This window comes from Pseudomonas pergaminensis, from assembly GCF_024112395.2.
GTDB classification, from domain to species: domain Bacteria; phylum Pseudomonadota; class Gammaproteobacteria; order Pseudomonadales; family Pseudomonadaceae; genus Aquipseudomonas; species Aquipseudomonas pergaminensis.
This window is the reverse complement of the sequence record NZ_CP078013.2, coordinates 3258124-3272396: the sequence shown is the minus strand read 5'-3', so window position 1 is coordinate 3272396 and position 14273 is coordinate 3258124. Positions and strand designations below refer to the sequence as shown.

The following is a 14273-nucleotide window of genomic DNA, read 5'->3' as shown; positions in this document are numbered from 1 at the left end:
GCTTCGCCTTCACCAACACCGACAGCAAATGTCTTGACACTAACTGTAGTGATCGCTATAGAATACACACACAATACGTAGCGATCACTATTTAATTGGCTGTCAATGATGCGCTGGACCGCAAGCACCCCCACCGACCGAGAGAATGGAATAGGCGAAGTGATAGACCTGGCCGTACACAACATTGCGCACTGGATCGAGGTTGTTCGCTCGCTCGACGCCGTCGGGATTGCGCTCTATGCCGCAATATTTGTGCTGGCCACTATCGCTTTTGTGCCCGCCTCGATGCTCACCGCGCTTGCGGGTTTTTTGTACGGCCCGATTTGGGGAACGCTGCTTATCTCGCCCGCTGGCTTGCTGTCCGCAGCAGTCGCGTTCGCCTTGGGCAGATCGCTTATGCGCCCTTGGGTCAAACGACGCCTGGCGAACAGCTCCAAATCGGCAGCGGTCGACCTCGCTATCGAATCAGGCGGTTTTCGGATTGTTTTTCTCTTGCGCCTGGCGTCCATCGTGCCGTTCGCTCCGCTGAGCTATGGCCTCGGAGCCAGTCGAATCGTCCGTCGTGATTTCCTGCTGGCTACCTGGATCGGCCTGCTTCCTGGAACATTTCTGTATGCGTACCTGGGCTCTCTGGCGGCTGATGTCGCACAGATAATCAGTGGCGAGGTAACGACCAATCGCTCGACTCAAGTGATGACTTGGGCGGGTTTGGTCGTTGCATTGATCGCCTTACTGACCATCGCTCGATATGCACGCAAAGCAATCAACCAAGCCCTTCTTCAACCCTCTTCAAACTAGGAGTAACACCATGAGCAACCCAACTTACGTCGAAGACTACAACGCCATCGTCGCGGTGCTGAACCTTTACAACGAAGGCGGAAAGCAAGCCAAAAGCAGCGTGATGAAGCCTGCCTTCAGCGAGCAGGCCACCATCTTTGGTGTCGATGGCGAAGGCAAGCTGACCGGTGGGCCGATCCAGGGTCTGTTCGACATCATCGACAGCGCTTTCCGCCCGTCTCCGCAAGCCAAAGGTGCCATCGTCAACGTCGATATTGTGGGCACCGCTGCCAGCGCTCGTATTGATACCAATGACATCTCCGGCTTCTGCTTCACCGATTTCTTCAACCTGCTGAAGGTCGATGGAAAGTGGACCGTCATCAGCAAGATTTACCACACCCACGTTGCTCCTTAACCCACCCGCCTGAACCGCGCCCCATTGGCGCCAAAACCATGCAAAGGAGTTTGACCATGAGCAAAAACATCAAAGCAGTACCGACCCAGGACTACAACGCCGTTATCGCTGTAGCCCAGCAATACGCAGACGGCCTGCGTGCCGGTAGCCCCGAAGTTCTGGAGCAGGCCTTCCACAAGGAAGCTGTGATGTACGGCTTCACCAACGGCAAATTGTTGGGCGGTCCGATCAGCAACCTGTTCGACTTCGTCCGCACCAATGGCAAGGCCCCGGATATCAGCACACGCCTGGACGTGCTGGCGATCACCCCGACCACCGCCGTGGTACGTGTGGATATGGAAAAGGACTCGATTGGCGCCGACTACAACGACTACCTGACGCTGATCAAAATCGACGGCAGCTGGAAGGTAATCGCCAAGGTTTATCACCAGTTCGAAGGCTGATCCGAGCGGCCTGAACGCAATGCTGTTTCTTAAGGTGGTAAATCATGGCAAAAGTTGAATACAGCGCCGTTGTAGACGGCGGCGCCGAGCGCGTTTGGGATGTACTCAAGCGCTTCGGGAAGATCAGCCAGTGGCACCCGGCGATCCCACAGAGCGTCATCGAAGACGGTCAGCCTGACGGTCTGGTTGGCTGCATCCGTCGGCTGACATTGCAGGACGGCGCCATTTTGCGCGAGCAGTTGTTGTCGGTAGACGCGGTGAATCTGCAGTTCTCCTACCGCTTCGTTGAAGCGCCACTGCCCGTGGATAACTACGTGTTGACCGTGCGATTGATCCCGCTGACCGGCGAGCAGAAAACCGTGATTCTGTGGTCTGCGACCTTCGATACACGCGAGCCTGATCCCCAGGGCCAATGGACCTCGACCATCGAGTCGCTCATTGTCGGTGGTCATGAAAGCCTGCAGGTTTACCTGAACCAAACCGCCACAGCGTGAATGTGCCCTACCCCGCCCCAGTAATGGGTGCGGGGTTTAATTTTTCTGGAGTTACGATGCACGACCACATTGAGCAAGTGCCGCTTGAAAAAGCCTATCGGCTGATCAACCACGGCCCCACCGTGCTGGTCTCTGCTCAACACGGGGAGACTCGCAATGTGATGGCTGCGGCATGGGCCTGTGCATTGGATTTTTCACCGCCAAAAGTCACTGTGGTGCTGGACAAGATCGCCAAAACCCGCGAACTGGTAGAGCGTAGCGGCCTGTTTGTGATTCAGGTGCCTACCGTGGCACAGCTGCAATTGACCCGCGATGTCGGCAGCGCCAGCCTGCAGGAAGACCCAGAGAAGCTGGCTCATAGCGGCGTCGAGTTGTTCAGTATCAGCGGCCATGACGTGCCATTCGTGGCGGGCTGCTCGGCTTGGCTGGTGTGCAAGCTGCTGCCCGAACCGCACAACCAATCGACGTACGACCTGTTTATCGGTGAGGTCGTCGCTGCCTGGGCCGACACACGGGTATTCACCGACGGTCATTGGCACTTTGAGCGTGCGCACCCGGATTTTCGTAGCCTGCACTACATCGCAGGCGGCCATTTTTATGCGATCGGAGAAGCGTTGGACGTCGCGACAAAGGAGGACACGTAGTGAACTCCATCGAGAAACGCCCGCTCGGTCAATCCAGCGTGGCACTCAGTGCCGTCGGCTTGGGCACGGTGCAGATCGGCTATAACGCCTACATCGATTACGACCAGGCGCTGGCCATCGTGCGGTCAGCTTATGAAGCGGGTATCCGCTATTTCGACACGGCACCGATGTATGGCACTGGCCGCGCGGAATACACCTTGGGTCGTGCGTTACGCGAACTGAATATACGCAACGATGTGGTCGTCAGTACCAAGGTAGGCCGCGTACTCGACACTGGCGACATCCTGGCTGCCCACCGCCCGGCGGACTCAAGGTGGTTCCTGCACAACCCTCACTATCAGTACGACTATACCTATGACGGATTCATGCGCTCGGTGGACCACAGCCTTGAGCGCTCCGGCCTGGATCGTATCGACGTACTCCTGGTGCACGATCTGGGACGTGCCTGGCATGGTCGACGGGCTGAGGTTTACTGGAAACAGATCCGTGAAGGTGGATTCAAGGCGCTCGACGAACTACGCAGCACAGGGGTGGTGTCTGCCGTCGGTTTGGGTGTCAATGAAACCGAAGTGGTCGTGGAGGTTGCGCGGGAGTTTGCCATCGACTGCGCAATGATTGCCGGCCGTTATACGCTGCTCAACCATGCGCCACTCAACGGGCATTTTGATGAATTGCAACGTCGCGACGTATCGATCATCGCTGCGGGCGCCTTCAATTCAGGCGTGCTGGCGATGGGTGCACGCCCCGACGCAATGTTTGATTATCGCGCCGTGCCGGACGACATCGCAGCGCGCGTGGCTGTCATACAGTCGATCTGCGCCGTCCATGGTGTGGCAATGTCGGCTGCAGCGTTGCAGTTTTGCGCCTGCCACCCAGCTGTACGGGCGCTGGTGTTCGGCGCTCAGTCGGTGGCGGAGGTTCAGCAGAACGTCGCAGCGTTTTCGACACGGATTCCCGGCGCATTTTGGGCACAGCTCAAGCAGCAGAAACTTATTCCCGAACACGCACCGGTGCCTGGCGAAACCTCGCGCTGACGCGCCAAGAGCGCAGCCCACCAGGCGCTGCGCGCTCCCAGTCAATGATCTAGTGCAGTTTCAACCGAGGCTCGGTGCCTCGTCCCAGGCGGTTACCCAACATCAGCAATGCGGTACGCACCGGTCCATAGAGCGCGACCTGGTGCATGCGGTACAGCGATGCATAGAACACCCGCGCCAACCATCCTTCCAGCGTCACACTGCCCGTCAGTTTACCCATCAGGTTACCCACCGCCGAAAAACGTGACAGCGAAACCAGCGAGCCATAGTCCTTGTAGACATAAGTCGGCAGGGCTTTACCTTCAAGCCTGGCCTGCAGGCTCTTGACCAGCATTGACGCTTGCTGGTGGGCGGCCTGAGCACGCGGCGGCACATTCTGCTCACTCCCCGGCTGAGGACACGCGGCACAGTCACCGAACGCAAAAACATTGTCGTCCAGCGTGGTTTGCAACGTGGGTCGCACCTTCAGCTGGTTGATGGGGTTAGTCTCCAGGCCATCAATATCCTTGAGGAAGGACGGGGCACGAATACCGGCTGCCCAAACCTTGAGGCTGGCCTCGATCAACTGTCCGGTGCGGGTTTTAAGGTGCTCGGCGGTAACCTCACTGACGGCGGCGTTTGTCATCACCGTCACCCCCAGTTTTTCCAGCGTGCGGTGCACGGGATCACTGATGCGCTTGGGCAGCGCTGGCAGCACACGGGCGCCTGCTTCTATCAAGGTGATGTGCATGTCATGCGGCTGAATGCGATCCAGCCCGTAGGCGGCCAGCTCATGGGCAGCGTTGTGCAACTCGGCAGCCAGCTCCACGCCCGTTGCGCCGGCACCGACGATCGCCACACGGATTTTCTCACCCGCAACGCCGAGCGCCTGTGCACGCAGGTAGTGGTTGAGCAACTGCTGATGGAAGCGTTCAGCTTGCTGGCGGGTGTCGAGGAACAGACAGTGCTGTGCGGCTCCTGGAGTGCCGAAATCATTGGTGGTGCTGCCGACGGCGATGACCAGGCTGTCATAGTTCAAAACACGTTCAGGCACCAACTGCCGGCCGGCGCCATCCAGGGTAGGTGCAAGCCGAATGGACCTGGCGACGCGGTCCAGGCCGCTCATGCGGCCGAGCTGGAAGTGAAAGTGGTTCCACTTGGCCTGGGCCACGTAGTTCAATTCGTCATCGTGGGCATTCAGTGAGCCGGCCGCGACTTCATGCAACAGTGGCTTCCAGATATGCGTGAGGTTGGCGTCAACGAGGGTGATATGAGCGGTGCCGCGCTTGCCAAGGGTCTTGCCCAAACGCGTCGCAAGTTCCAGACCGCCAGCACCACCGCCGACAATCAAAATACGGTGTGTCATTCAAGGGTCTCATTGCTTTTACAGGAGAGACAGGACGGAGCCTGTAGCGCCCAGGCACACGACGTTGCGCCGGTGCCTGGGCTGGGGGATTTCAACGCTTATGACTTACCAATCCTGGCGGGTCGGCGAAATGATCAGGTCGTTGACGGTGACGTTTTCAGGCTGATTCAGTGCATACACCACCGCGCGACCAATATCGTCCGGCGAGATCGCGATTTTATTCAGCTCTTGAGCCGCTTTACGGCCAGCCGGGTCGGTGACTTTATCAGCCCAACCGGTGTTGATCACGCCCGGGCTGACCGTGTTGACACGGATGCCGTGCTGCACGCCCAGCTCTTTGCGCATCGACTCAGTCATGGCCTGCACGAAGAATTTGGTGGAGCTGTAGATACCCGCGGCAGGCCCAACCTGGTGACCGGCGACTGAATCCATATTCAGGATCTGGCCCGACTTCTGTTTCAGCATGAACGGCAACACCGCGGCGATACCATGCAGGTAGCCTTTGATGTTCACGTTGATCATCTTTTCCCAATCATCGGTGGCCAGGTCGACCCAGTTGGAAAACAGCATCAAGCCTGCGTTGTTGATCAGGATATCCACCGAACCGAAAGAGTCCTGGGCGAATTGCGCGAGCGCTTTCATATCCTCAGGATTGGTCACGTCGCTGACGCGACCTACCGCTTCACCGCCTTTGCCTTTCAACTCGCTGACGATGGCGTCCAGGCCTTGCTGGTCCAGGGCTGCGGCGACAATTCGAACGCCTTTCTCGGACAAGGCACGTGCCGATGCAGCACCCAGGCCGGACGATGCGCCAGTGATGATCGCGGTTTTATTCTGCAGATAGTTCATGGGCGTTCCTCTCGTTAGTGACTGCCCGTCAGTGCGGGCAGTTTTTTGGGGTTATCGCGGATATACGGGGATCAGTAGTTGCCGACCGGCCAATCGGTGTAGCCCTTGGCGCCGCCGCCGTAATACGACTCGCGCGGTGCGATGGTCAGTTCGGCCCCACGACGAAGGCGCTCGACCAGGTCCGGGTTGGAGATAAACAGACGACCAAACGCTACGGCGTCGATCTTGCCTTGGGCACGGCGCTCGATAGCCATGTCCAGGTCGTAGTTGTTGTTGCCGATGAAGGGACCGTTGAACTGCGCGCTCAATGTGTCCATGTCGACGCCTTCCGGCACTTCTCGCGAGGTGGCGGTAGCGCCTTCTACGAAGTGCAGGTAAGCCAGGTCGAAGGCGTTCAACTGCTGGATCAGGTAGCCGTACATCGCCATTACGTTGCTGTCGGGCGGCGTGTTGCCGGCGTCGGGCGTAACCGGCGACAGGCGGATGCCAACCCGGTCGTTGCCCCAGATCTTGACGATTGCTTCGGTCACTTCCAGGGTCAGCCGTGCACGGTTCTCGATGGAACCTCCGTACTGGTCGGTGCGATGGTTGGTCGAGTCCCGCAGGAACTGGTCCAGCAGGTAGCTGTTGGCCGAGTGAACCTCTACCCCGTCAAAACCAGCACGCTTGGCATTCTCGGCAGCACGTTTGTACTGCTCGATGATCCCCGGGATCTCATCGGTTTCGAGCGCCCGTGGCATCGACACCGGGACGAAGCCGTTGGTGGTATAGGTGTCGCCTTCGGCCTTGATCGCGGAAGGCGCGACCGGTGAGGCACCGTCGGGGTGCAACTCGACACTGGAGAACCGCCCCACATGCCACAGCTGGCTGACGATCTTGCCACCGGCGGCATGCACGGCGTCCGTGACTTTCTTCCAGCCCGCAACCTGCTCCTCGCTCCAGATGCCGGGGGTGGCCGCGTAACCGCGACCTTGGGCGGAAATGTTGGTGGCTTCAGCGACGATCAAGCCGGCCGTGGCGCGTTGAGCGTAATACTCGGCGTGCAGCTCGTTGGGGATGCCATCTTCGGCGTAACGGCTACGGGTTACCGGCGCCATCAGAATACGGTTGGCGAGTTGCATCGCGCCCAGGTTGATGGGGGTGAATAAGTCAGTACGGGTGGTGTTATCTGTCATGATAGACCTCAATTAAATAGACCGGTCGTCTAGTAAGTTGATAAAAAATAATTACGCCAAAAGTCGCTTTGCCAGAGTCAGAGACGTTTCAAAGGCGTCATCGCGCTTGCCGATCTTCATCATCAACGAAGCGCCGAGCCAAACCTGATAGAGCGACTGCGCGAGTGTCGCGCTGGGTGCCGTGGACGTGATCGAACCATCGACAAGCCCCTGCTCAATACAGCGCTCGAGCTTTGCGTGAATGCTCTGCGTACCGCGGTCGAGCACCAGGCGCATGCCTTCCGAGAGGTCACAGACCTCGGCGCCTAATTTGACCACCAAGCACTTGTCGGTGGGCAAATCAGAGCACTGGGTTTGCGCCCAATACTGGAAGTAACTCAGCAACCTTTGCGCAGCAGGTGCAGAACCCATAAGCAACGTGTCGACCGTTGCGAGGTAGTCGGAAAAATACTGTTCAAGCAATGCCTGACCAAACTCTTCCTTGGATTTGAAGTAGTGGTAGAACGAACCTTTAGGCACGCTCGCAGCCGCTACCACCTCAGCTAATCCTACGCTGGTGTAGCCTTTGTGAGTCATCAACGTCCTGGCGACATCCAGGATGTGTTGGCGTGTTTCAGAATGATGCTTTTTCATAATGCAGCCACTCTAATTAAAACTAGACCGGTCGTCTAGTAAATTTTAGAATGGCCTCACGTTCTACGACCAACGGCGAACGAAGACAAATGACAGGGTCAAGCTCATGAACACCCCTCCCCCCACGTCAACGTTCAATACCGAGTGCCTTGCGCAATTCAACCTCAATTGCCTGGTGATCTTCGCTGCGCTTTATCAGGAAAAAAGCGTCACCAGGGCGTCCGAGCGCTTGAATATTGGGCAGCCCGCGGTCAGCAACAGCCTGTCCAAACTCAGGCTGATTTTTCAGGACCCACTGTTTTTTCGCCGAAACGCAGAGATGGTGCCCACCGCAGTCGCAGATGATATTGCTAAGCATGTGATACCGCTATTGAGCGGTATTGGCCAGGTACTAGAGCGACACACCGTACCGCCCTTTGGACACGCGTCACGGTCGACCTGAAAGCTCAGAATGACGCTACGCAACCGAAAATTTCATTTTGTGTATCATTGGGCAGAACTTTATTCCAGGCATGCTCGTCTGGCGATACGCCCCAAAGGTGCTGCACTCAATGACCAACGCCACCCCAATCCCTGTTCCACGCGCAAAAGGCCGCCCGCGCGCGTTCGACCGCGACCAGGCTCTCCTGCATGCGCTGGCAGTGTTTTGGAAGCGTGGCTACGAGCCGGCCTCTGTGGCGGAATTATGTTCAGCCATGAACATCAGCCCTCCCAGCCTGTATGCGGCGTTTGGCAACAAAGCCAAGTTGTTTCTGGAAGCGGTTGCCTACTACGAAGCGACCTTCTGGGATGCCACGTGGGAGCGCATGGACACCGAGCCAGACATCGTGCGCGCCATCAGCGACTTCTTCCACACCTCTGCGTCGATCCTGACCGAACCCGAGGCCCCCTGCGGCTGCATGGTCGTGCTCGCGGCCGTCAATGTCTCCGACGATGCCGGTGAAGTCACCGCCACGCTCAAGGCTTTACGCCAGGAAGGCCGTGACTATTTACAGCAGCGCCTGGATCGCGCGGTGGAACAAGGTCAGCTCAAACCGGACACCAACACCCGCCTGCTCGCCGCCGCCCTGAATACATTGCTTGAAGGCATGTCCCTGCAAGCACATGACGCTGCCAGCCGCGAAGATCTGCAAGGCATCGGCGCAACCGCCATCGCGATGCTGAGCCCTTCCCTCTCAGCTTGACGGAAATCGAAGCCGCCATACCCGGCTTTGTGTTCAGGCAAGCTGTTCACATGCAGCCTTGATGCGCGCGCACGCCTGCTCCAGCAGCGCTGTAGAGGTTGCAAAGGAGATGCGGAAATAACCTTCCAATCCAAACGCACTCCCCGGCACTACCGCCACCTGCGCGGCCTCGAGCAGGTATTGGCAAACCTCCACGTCATTGGTCAGCACTACGCCCGAAGGGGTTTTGCGGCCGAACAGCGCCGGCAGGCAGGGAAGAGATAGAACGCGCCCTCCGGACGGCGACACTCCAGACCGGGTGTGTTGTTGAAAGCCTCCAGGCAAAGGTCTCTGCGCTGACGAAACACTTCATTGCGCTCAGCCAGAAAATCTATAGGCCCGTCCAGCGCAGCCACCGCAGCGGCCTGGGATATCGCGCAGGGGTTGCTGGTGGTCTGAGATTGAATGGTGGCCATGGCAGCAATCAGCGCTTTAGGACCGCCCGCATAACCAATGCGCCAGCCCGTCATTGAATACGCCTTTGAAACACCATTCACGGTCAGCACGCGACCATGTAACGCCGGCACCTGCGAAGCCAGCGTGGAAAACACCCAACCGTCGTAACTCAGGTGCTCGTACATGTCGTCCGTCAGAACGTAAACCTGCGGATGCTCCAACAATACGGCGCCCAATCGATCAAGCTCAGTCGCGCTATAACCCGCACCCGTCGGGTTGCTTGGCGAATTCAAAATCAGCCACTTGGTACGCGGAGTGATTGCCTGCTTGAGTTGCTCGGCAGTGATCTTGAAAAGCTGATGGGCCGCACAAGGGACCTCAACTGGGGTGCCCCCTGCCAGGCGCACCATGTCCGGATAAGACACCCAGTAAGGCGCGGGAATGATGACTTCATCCCCAGGGTTAAGGGTGGCCTGCAGCGCATTGATCAGTACTTGCTTGCCGCCGGTGCCGACGCTGATTTCGTCGGTCGTGTAGGTGATGCCGTTTTCACGCTGAAACTTGCGAACGATCGCCGCTTTGAGCTCCGGAGTTCCATCTACATTGGTATAGCGGGTCTGGCCTGCATCAATCGCCGCTTTGGCAGCTGCATTGATGTGATCAGGGGTGGGAAAGTCCGGCTCACCGGTCGACAAACTGATGATATCTACCCCCATTACGGCGCAGCTCCGCGGCCTTGCGTGTGATTGCCAACGTTGGCGAGGGTTTAACCGCTTTAAGCAGATTTCCGAGCAATTGCATGGGGCTACTCTTTCAGCTTTTGTTGATAGTGCCTCAATGCTAACGGCCTCCGGCAGACAATTAAAACAATATATATGGATGCAAAAAATCAATTTTATTTGTTTATTCCCAGCCGATTTTGGGTCCATTCCGCCGATTGAAAAGCACACACGTGGCCGGGGATAAATCCCCCAGTCGCTTGACAAATTCTGTAGTGATCAATATAGAATAACCCTCGCCGTGCACTCGCCAAGGGCGTTTGCAGGTTCGCTTGAGCGGGCCATTTATGAAACATCGCCTGATCTGGAGGAGCTATGCACTCAGTTTTTATCATCGGTGGTTCGGGTAAAGTGGCCCGAAGCCTTGCTCAACAGCTGGCCGAACGAGGCCATCAACCACATTCGTTATACCGTCATGCGGAACAAGCCGAGGGCCTTAAATCGCTCGGCGCCAACCCAGTTGCCGGTAACTTGCTTGAGCTTGACACAGAGGCACTGGCCAAGCTGATGGCAGGCAGTGATACCGTGGTATTCGCGGCCGGTGCCGGCGGCAAAGGTGGCGCACAGATGACGGACGCCATTGACGGTAAAGGCCTGGAGCTGTCTGTAGCCGCGGCTCGGTTAGCAGGCATTCAACGATTCATTCTAGTCTCGGCGTTTCCAGAAGCGTCGCGTGGAAAATCCGTTTCCGAGACCTTCGAAAACTACATGGCCGTGAAAAAACGCGCCGACGTGCACTTGGCCGCGAGCGATCTAGACTGGGTCATTCTGCGCCCCGGTACCTTGCTGGACTCACCCGGCACTGGCAAGGTCCACGCGGGCCCGGCTATCCCCTATGGTGACGTGCCGCGCGACGATGTCGCCGCAGCCTTGTTGCAGATCATCGAACAGCCTGACGTGAGTCGCGTCATTATCGAACTGACCCAAGGCACCACGCCGGTCAACGAGGCCATCCATAACTTTTCGCGGGATTGCCCTCAGGCATGAACGAGCCAAAAATATTCAAGCTGCTGCTGGTCGGCGCAAGCGGGCTGGTTGGCAGCCATGTATTGGATCTGGCGCTGGCGGATCCACGGATCGGCAAAGTCTACGCGCCAACACGCAAGGCTTTGGCGGCGCACCCTAAACTCATTGCCACACCCATCGATTTTGATCACTTGGACGAACAGGCTGATCTCTGGCAAGCAGATGCTGTGATCTGCACGCTGGGTACCACGCTCAAAACAGCCGGCTCGAAAGCAGCCTTCGAGCGAGTCGACCACACCTATCCATTGGCAGTGGCCAAGCTCGCGCGCGCTCACGGAACGTCGACCTATGTGCTCAATTCGGCTATCGGCGCCGATGCGGGGTCTGCGTTTTTCTATAACCAGGTCAAAGGCCGCCTGGAACAGGATCTGGCGAAGTTGGGGTTTGAATCGCTGACATATGTAAGGCCGGGTGTCATCGGGGGCAAGCGTGAAGAGGTGCGCCCTGCCGAGCGTGCGCTGATCTTGATGCTCAAGCTTGCGTCGCCGCTGTTACCTGACAGCTGGCGTCTCAACCCACCGATGCTAATCGCACGGGCGTTGCTGGAAGCCGCGATCAGTCAGGTACCTGGCATTCATGTGGTGCCATCAAGCAGCATGACCAAGCCCGCCGATCAAGCCTAAGCCAACAAGCGCCGGCTCATATCAAGCGCAGCGTCAAAAGGCTCGCGTGTTCTGTTGACCTTGACCAGCAACGAGGCGCCCAACCACATCTGGTAGAGCGCTTCAGCCAGCATCGGAGCGTCAACGGACGCGGCGATGGATCCATCCGCCTTACCCTGCTCAACACAACGAATCATCCGCTCGATGATCAGGGCAGTCCCCTTCTCAAGCACTCCGCGCATGTTTTCGGACAGATCACACACTTCCGCACCCAATTTGACCACCAGGCATTTTTGATCGGTGTGATCAAACGCCTGTGTCTCGGCCCAATAGCGTAGATAGCTCAGCAGACGTTCAGCGCCGGAGCCCTCGCAGGCCAATTGCACATCGACCCGGGTGAGGTACTCTTCAAAGTACTCTTCGAGCAGCGCCTGGCCAAACTCATCCTTGGAGCGGAAGTAGTGGTAGAACGACCCTTTCGGTACACCCGCGGCCGCGAGCAGCTCGGTAAGGCCGACTGCGGTGTAACCTTTCTGGGTCATCAGCGACCGGGCGACATCAATGATGTGCTGGCGCATATCTTGGGTGGGTTTCTTCATAATGCGGCGCATGCTAGCAAAAAAACGCTCAAGCGTCAGGCGCCCGGCTGAGCGCCTGCCGTTGTTCACATGTGCAGCAAGAAAGAGGAAGGAAACTCAACCCACCTGTTTCAACAGCGCAAATCTCGCCGGGCTCATCACCTTCATCATCAAGGCAGCGGCACAGCCCACGACAAACGAGATCATCACGATCATTTCCATGATAGAGGCTGCCAGCCCGGCATTTTCACCGCCAACTAATGCCGGCAGATTCTGGACCGCCACGATCAAACACGCGACCAATCCGAGGAACCCGCCAGTGGGCGCCACAACCGTGTTCCAAAATGGATGCGGAGTGTCGCTTCGGCGGAAATACACCAGTACCGAAACACACGTCAGGGACAGGATCACCATGTAACCCAGTGTTCCCGCGGTCGCACCCCACGCATAGATCTGGGTGACCGGGTCCATCCCGATCAGTGCGCAAATGGCGACCGCCAGCAGCGACAACGTCGTTTGCAATACCGAGGACACAAAGGGTGATCCGTGTTTCTGATGCACACTCCCCAGCTTTGAATGCAGCACACCAAAGCGTCCCAGCACGTATTGATAGCGAACCACGATGTTATGCAGCGACAACACACACGCAAATAGACTGGTCACCAGCAAAACCTGCATTACATCCACAAAGGCTTTGTTGGTGTATCGCTCCACCATGTTCAGATACATATCACCCGGGTGATCGGTCGCTTGCTGGACCACTTGCGATAATCCCACCCCGTTCACCTGGCACCACATCGACACGGCGTAGAACACGCCAATCACAAATACCGCAATGTAAGTGGCCTTAGGGATGGTCACATTCGGGTTCACCGCTTCTTCGCGATAGACCACCGTCGACTCAAACCCGGTGAAGCAATAGATAGCAAACATGATCCCAAGGCCCGGCGACCCCGACAGAATGGTGGCCGACGAAAACGGCTCCAGCGCATCCGGGCCAATACTGCCGCTGCCGATAATGGCGGCATCCACCACCAACACGATGAGGATTTCCAGCACCAACGCCACACCCAGGAACTTGCTGCTCAGTTCAATCTTCTGATAGCCCAGGATCCCAACCAACGTGGTAATAACCAATGCCAGAAGCCACCAGGAAATGGTGATACCAAGCGTGGTCAGCAACAGCTGTGACAAGGCGAAGCCGATATAAGCCTCCAACGCCACCAGAATCATGAAATACGAGATCACTGCCAGGGTCGCGGATCCCAACCCAATGGACCGGCCCATGCCTTTCTGGATATAGGAATAGAACGCCCCTGCGTTGGTGATGTACCTCGACATGTAGATGAAACCCACACTGAAGAGAAACATGATCACTGTTGCAATCATTGCGTCAAAGGGCGCTGCGGCGCCATTGCCCATGGAAATAATCAGCGGCGTATTGGCAACCATCACGGTTAATGGCGCGGCCGTTGCGATCACCATCAACACAATCGAGGTAACACCTAAAGATCCGGACAAGCCCGGTTTGTTATCAGTAATGCCTGGCTCTGCAGTTTGCATATTCGCCCCTATGGATATTGTTTTTCCAGCAAGAGATCACTGATCCATCTTCGACATCCCTGCCCTGAAGTTTTCAGTAAGTTCGCAGTTGTTTGACCCGCAACTAGAGTTACAAGGGTTTAAAGGGAATATCCCTGATACGCCGACCCACCCCAGCGACAACATGCGTCGTGGTCATTGTTGCGCCCGCGCAAAATTCGCCGCTATCCAATATCGGCGCGTCATGCACGCCACACACGACTGTTCTCCCGTACGCACCAAAAGGAAAATCCTCTGCGTCGTTACAGTGCATTTAGC

The 14273-nt window shown here is 57.3% G+C and carries 16 protein-coding genes and 1 pseudogene; 10 read left to right on the top strand and 7 right to left on the bottom strand.

Annotated elements, in window-relative coordinates; all coding sequences use genetic code 11:
- Positions 1–159 precede the first annotated feature (159 nt).
- From KUA23_RS14755 to KUA23_RS14730, 6 genes are read left to right on the top strand one after another with little or no spacing between them, the layout of a single operon-like run.
- Positions 160–798 (top strand): TVP38/TMEM64 family protein, encoded by a 639-nt coding sequence (locus tag KUA23_RS14755; RefSeq protein WP_252994234.1) that lies wholly within the window; start codon positions 160–162, stop codon positions 796–798.
- 10 nt (positions 799–808) lie between these two features.
- Positions 809–1192, top strand: coding sequence for a nuclear transport factor 2 family protein (locus tag KUA23_RS14750; RefSeq protein WP_034105442.1), 384 nt, complete (start codon positions 809–811; stop codon positions 1190–1192).
- A 56-nt stretch (positions 1193–1248) separates the two neighbouring features.
- Complete coding sequence (locus KUA23_RS14745) at positions 1249–1635, top strand: nuclear transport factor 2 family protein (protein ID WP_252994233.1); 387 nt, start codon at positions 1249–1251, stop codon at positions 1633–1635.
- Between the two features lie 44 nt (positions 1636–1679).
- Positions 1680–2129 (top strand): SRPBCC family protein, encoded by a 450-nt coding sequence (locus tag KUA23_RS14740; RefSeq protein ID WP_034105446.1) that lies wholly within the window; start codon positions 1680–1682, stop codon positions 2127–2129.
- Positions 2130–2185: 56 nt separating this feature from the next.
- Entirely contained in the window at positions 2186–2773 is a 588-nt protein-coding gene (locus KUA23_RS14735; RefSeq protein WP_252994232.1) for a flavin reductase family protein, read from the top strand.
- Positions 2773–3807, top strand: coding sequence for an aldo/keto reductase (locus KUA23_RS14730; RefSeq protein WP_252994231.1), 1035 nt, complete (start codon positions 2773–2775; stop codon positions 3805–3807). Before KUA23_RS14735 ends, KUA23_RS14730 begins: the two co-directional genes overlap by 1 nt.
- Positions 3808–3856: 49 nt before the next feature.
- On the opposite strand, the gene KUA23_RS14725 is transcribed toward KUA23_RS14730, so the two are convergent.
- The 4 genes from KUA23_RS14725 to KUA23_RS14710 form a co-directional block, all read right to left on the bottom strand.
- The gene (locus tag KUA23_RS14725) at positions 3857–5152 is read right to left on the bottom strand and encodes an NAD(P)/FAD-dependent oxidoreductase (RefSeq protein WP_252994230.1); all 1296 of its coding nucleotides are present in this window, start codon (positions 5150–5152) and stop codon (positions 3857–3859) included.
- Between the two features lie 105 nt (positions 5153–5257).
- Positions 5258–6001, bottom strand: coding sequence for an SDR family oxidoreductase (locus KUA23_RS14720; protein WP_034105454.1), 744 nt, complete (start codon positions 5999–6001; stop codon positions 5258–5260).
- A gap of 71 nt (positions 6002–6072) precedes the next feature.
- The gene (locus KUA23_RS14715) at positions 6073–7176 is read right to left on the bottom strand and encodes an alkene reductase (RefSeq protein WP_252994229.1); all 1104 of its coding nucleotides are present in this window, start codon (positions 7174–7176) and stop codon (positions 6073–6075) included.
- 51 nt (positions 7177–7227) lie between these two features.
- On the bottom strand, positions 7228–7809 hold the full coding sequence (locus tag KUA23_RS14710; protein WP_034105458.1) for a TetR/AcrR family transcriptional regulator: 582 nt from the start codon (positions 7807–7809) through the stop codon (positions 7228–7230).
- A 106-nt stretch (positions 7810–7915) separates the two neighbouring features.
- On the opposite strand from KUA23_RS14710, the gene KUA23_RS14705 reads away from it, so the two are divergent.
- Both KUA23_RS14705 and KUA23_RS14700 read left to right on the top strand, forming a co-directional pair.
- Positions 7916–8251, top strand: a complete 336-nt coding sequence (locus tag KUA23_RS14705) for a helix-turn-helix domain-containing protein (protein WP_034105460.1) — start codon at positions 7916–7918, stop codon at positions 8249–8251.
- 109 nt (positions 8252–8360) lie between these two features.
- Positions 8361–8993: a TetR/AcrR family transcriptional regulator gene (locus KUA23_RS14700; RefSeq protein WP_252994228.1), complete on the top strand. Its 633-nt coding sequence runs from the start codon at positions 8361–8363 to the stop codon at positions 8991–8993.
- A gap of 33 nt (positions 8994–9026) precedes the next feature.
- Here KUA23_RS14700 and KUA23_RS14695 read toward each other — a convergent pair.
- Positions 9027–10229: pseudogene (locus KUA23_RS14695) on the bottom strand (pyridoxal phosphate-dependent aminotransferase).
- A 293-nt stretch (positions 10230–10522) separates the two neighbouring features.
- On the opposite strand from KUA23_RS14695, the gene KUA23_RS14690 reads away from it, so the two are divergent.
- Both KUA23_RS14690 and KUA23_RS14685 read left to right on the top strand, forming a co-directional pair.
- Positions 10523–11194 carry an SDR family oxidoreductase gene (locus KUA23_RS14690; protein WP_034105466.1) on the top strand — a complete coding sequence of 224 codons (672 nt, stop codon included), beginning with the start codon at positions 10523–10525 and terminating at the stop codon, positions 11192–11194.
- Positions 11191–11856, top strand: coding sequence for an NAD-dependent epimerase/dehydratase family protein (locus tag KUA23_RS14685; protein ID WP_252994227.1), 666 nt, complete (start codon positions 11191–11193; stop codon positions 11854–11856). The genes KUA23_RS14690 and KUA23_RS14685 overlap by 4 nt, the downstream gene beginning before the upstream one ends.
- Here KUA23_RS14685 and KUA23_RS14680 read toward each other — a convergent pair.
- Both KUA23_RS14680 and KUA23_RS14675 read right to left on the bottom strand, forming a co-directional pair.
- Positions 11853–12434, bottom strand: a complete 582-nt coding sequence (locus KUA23_RS14680) for a TetR/AcrR family transcriptional regulator (RefSeq protein WP_034105470.1) — start codon at positions 12432–12434, stop codon at positions 11853–11855. The genes KUA23_RS14685 and KUA23_RS14680 overlap by 4 nt on opposite strands.
- Before the next feature lie 96 nt (positions 12435–12530).
- Positions 12531–13976, bottom strand: coding sequence for an APC family permease (locus KUA23_RS14675; protein WP_252994226.1), 1446 nt, complete (start codon positions 13974–13976; stop codon positions 12531–12533).
- Between the last annotated feature and the right edge of the window lie 297 nt (positions 13977–14273).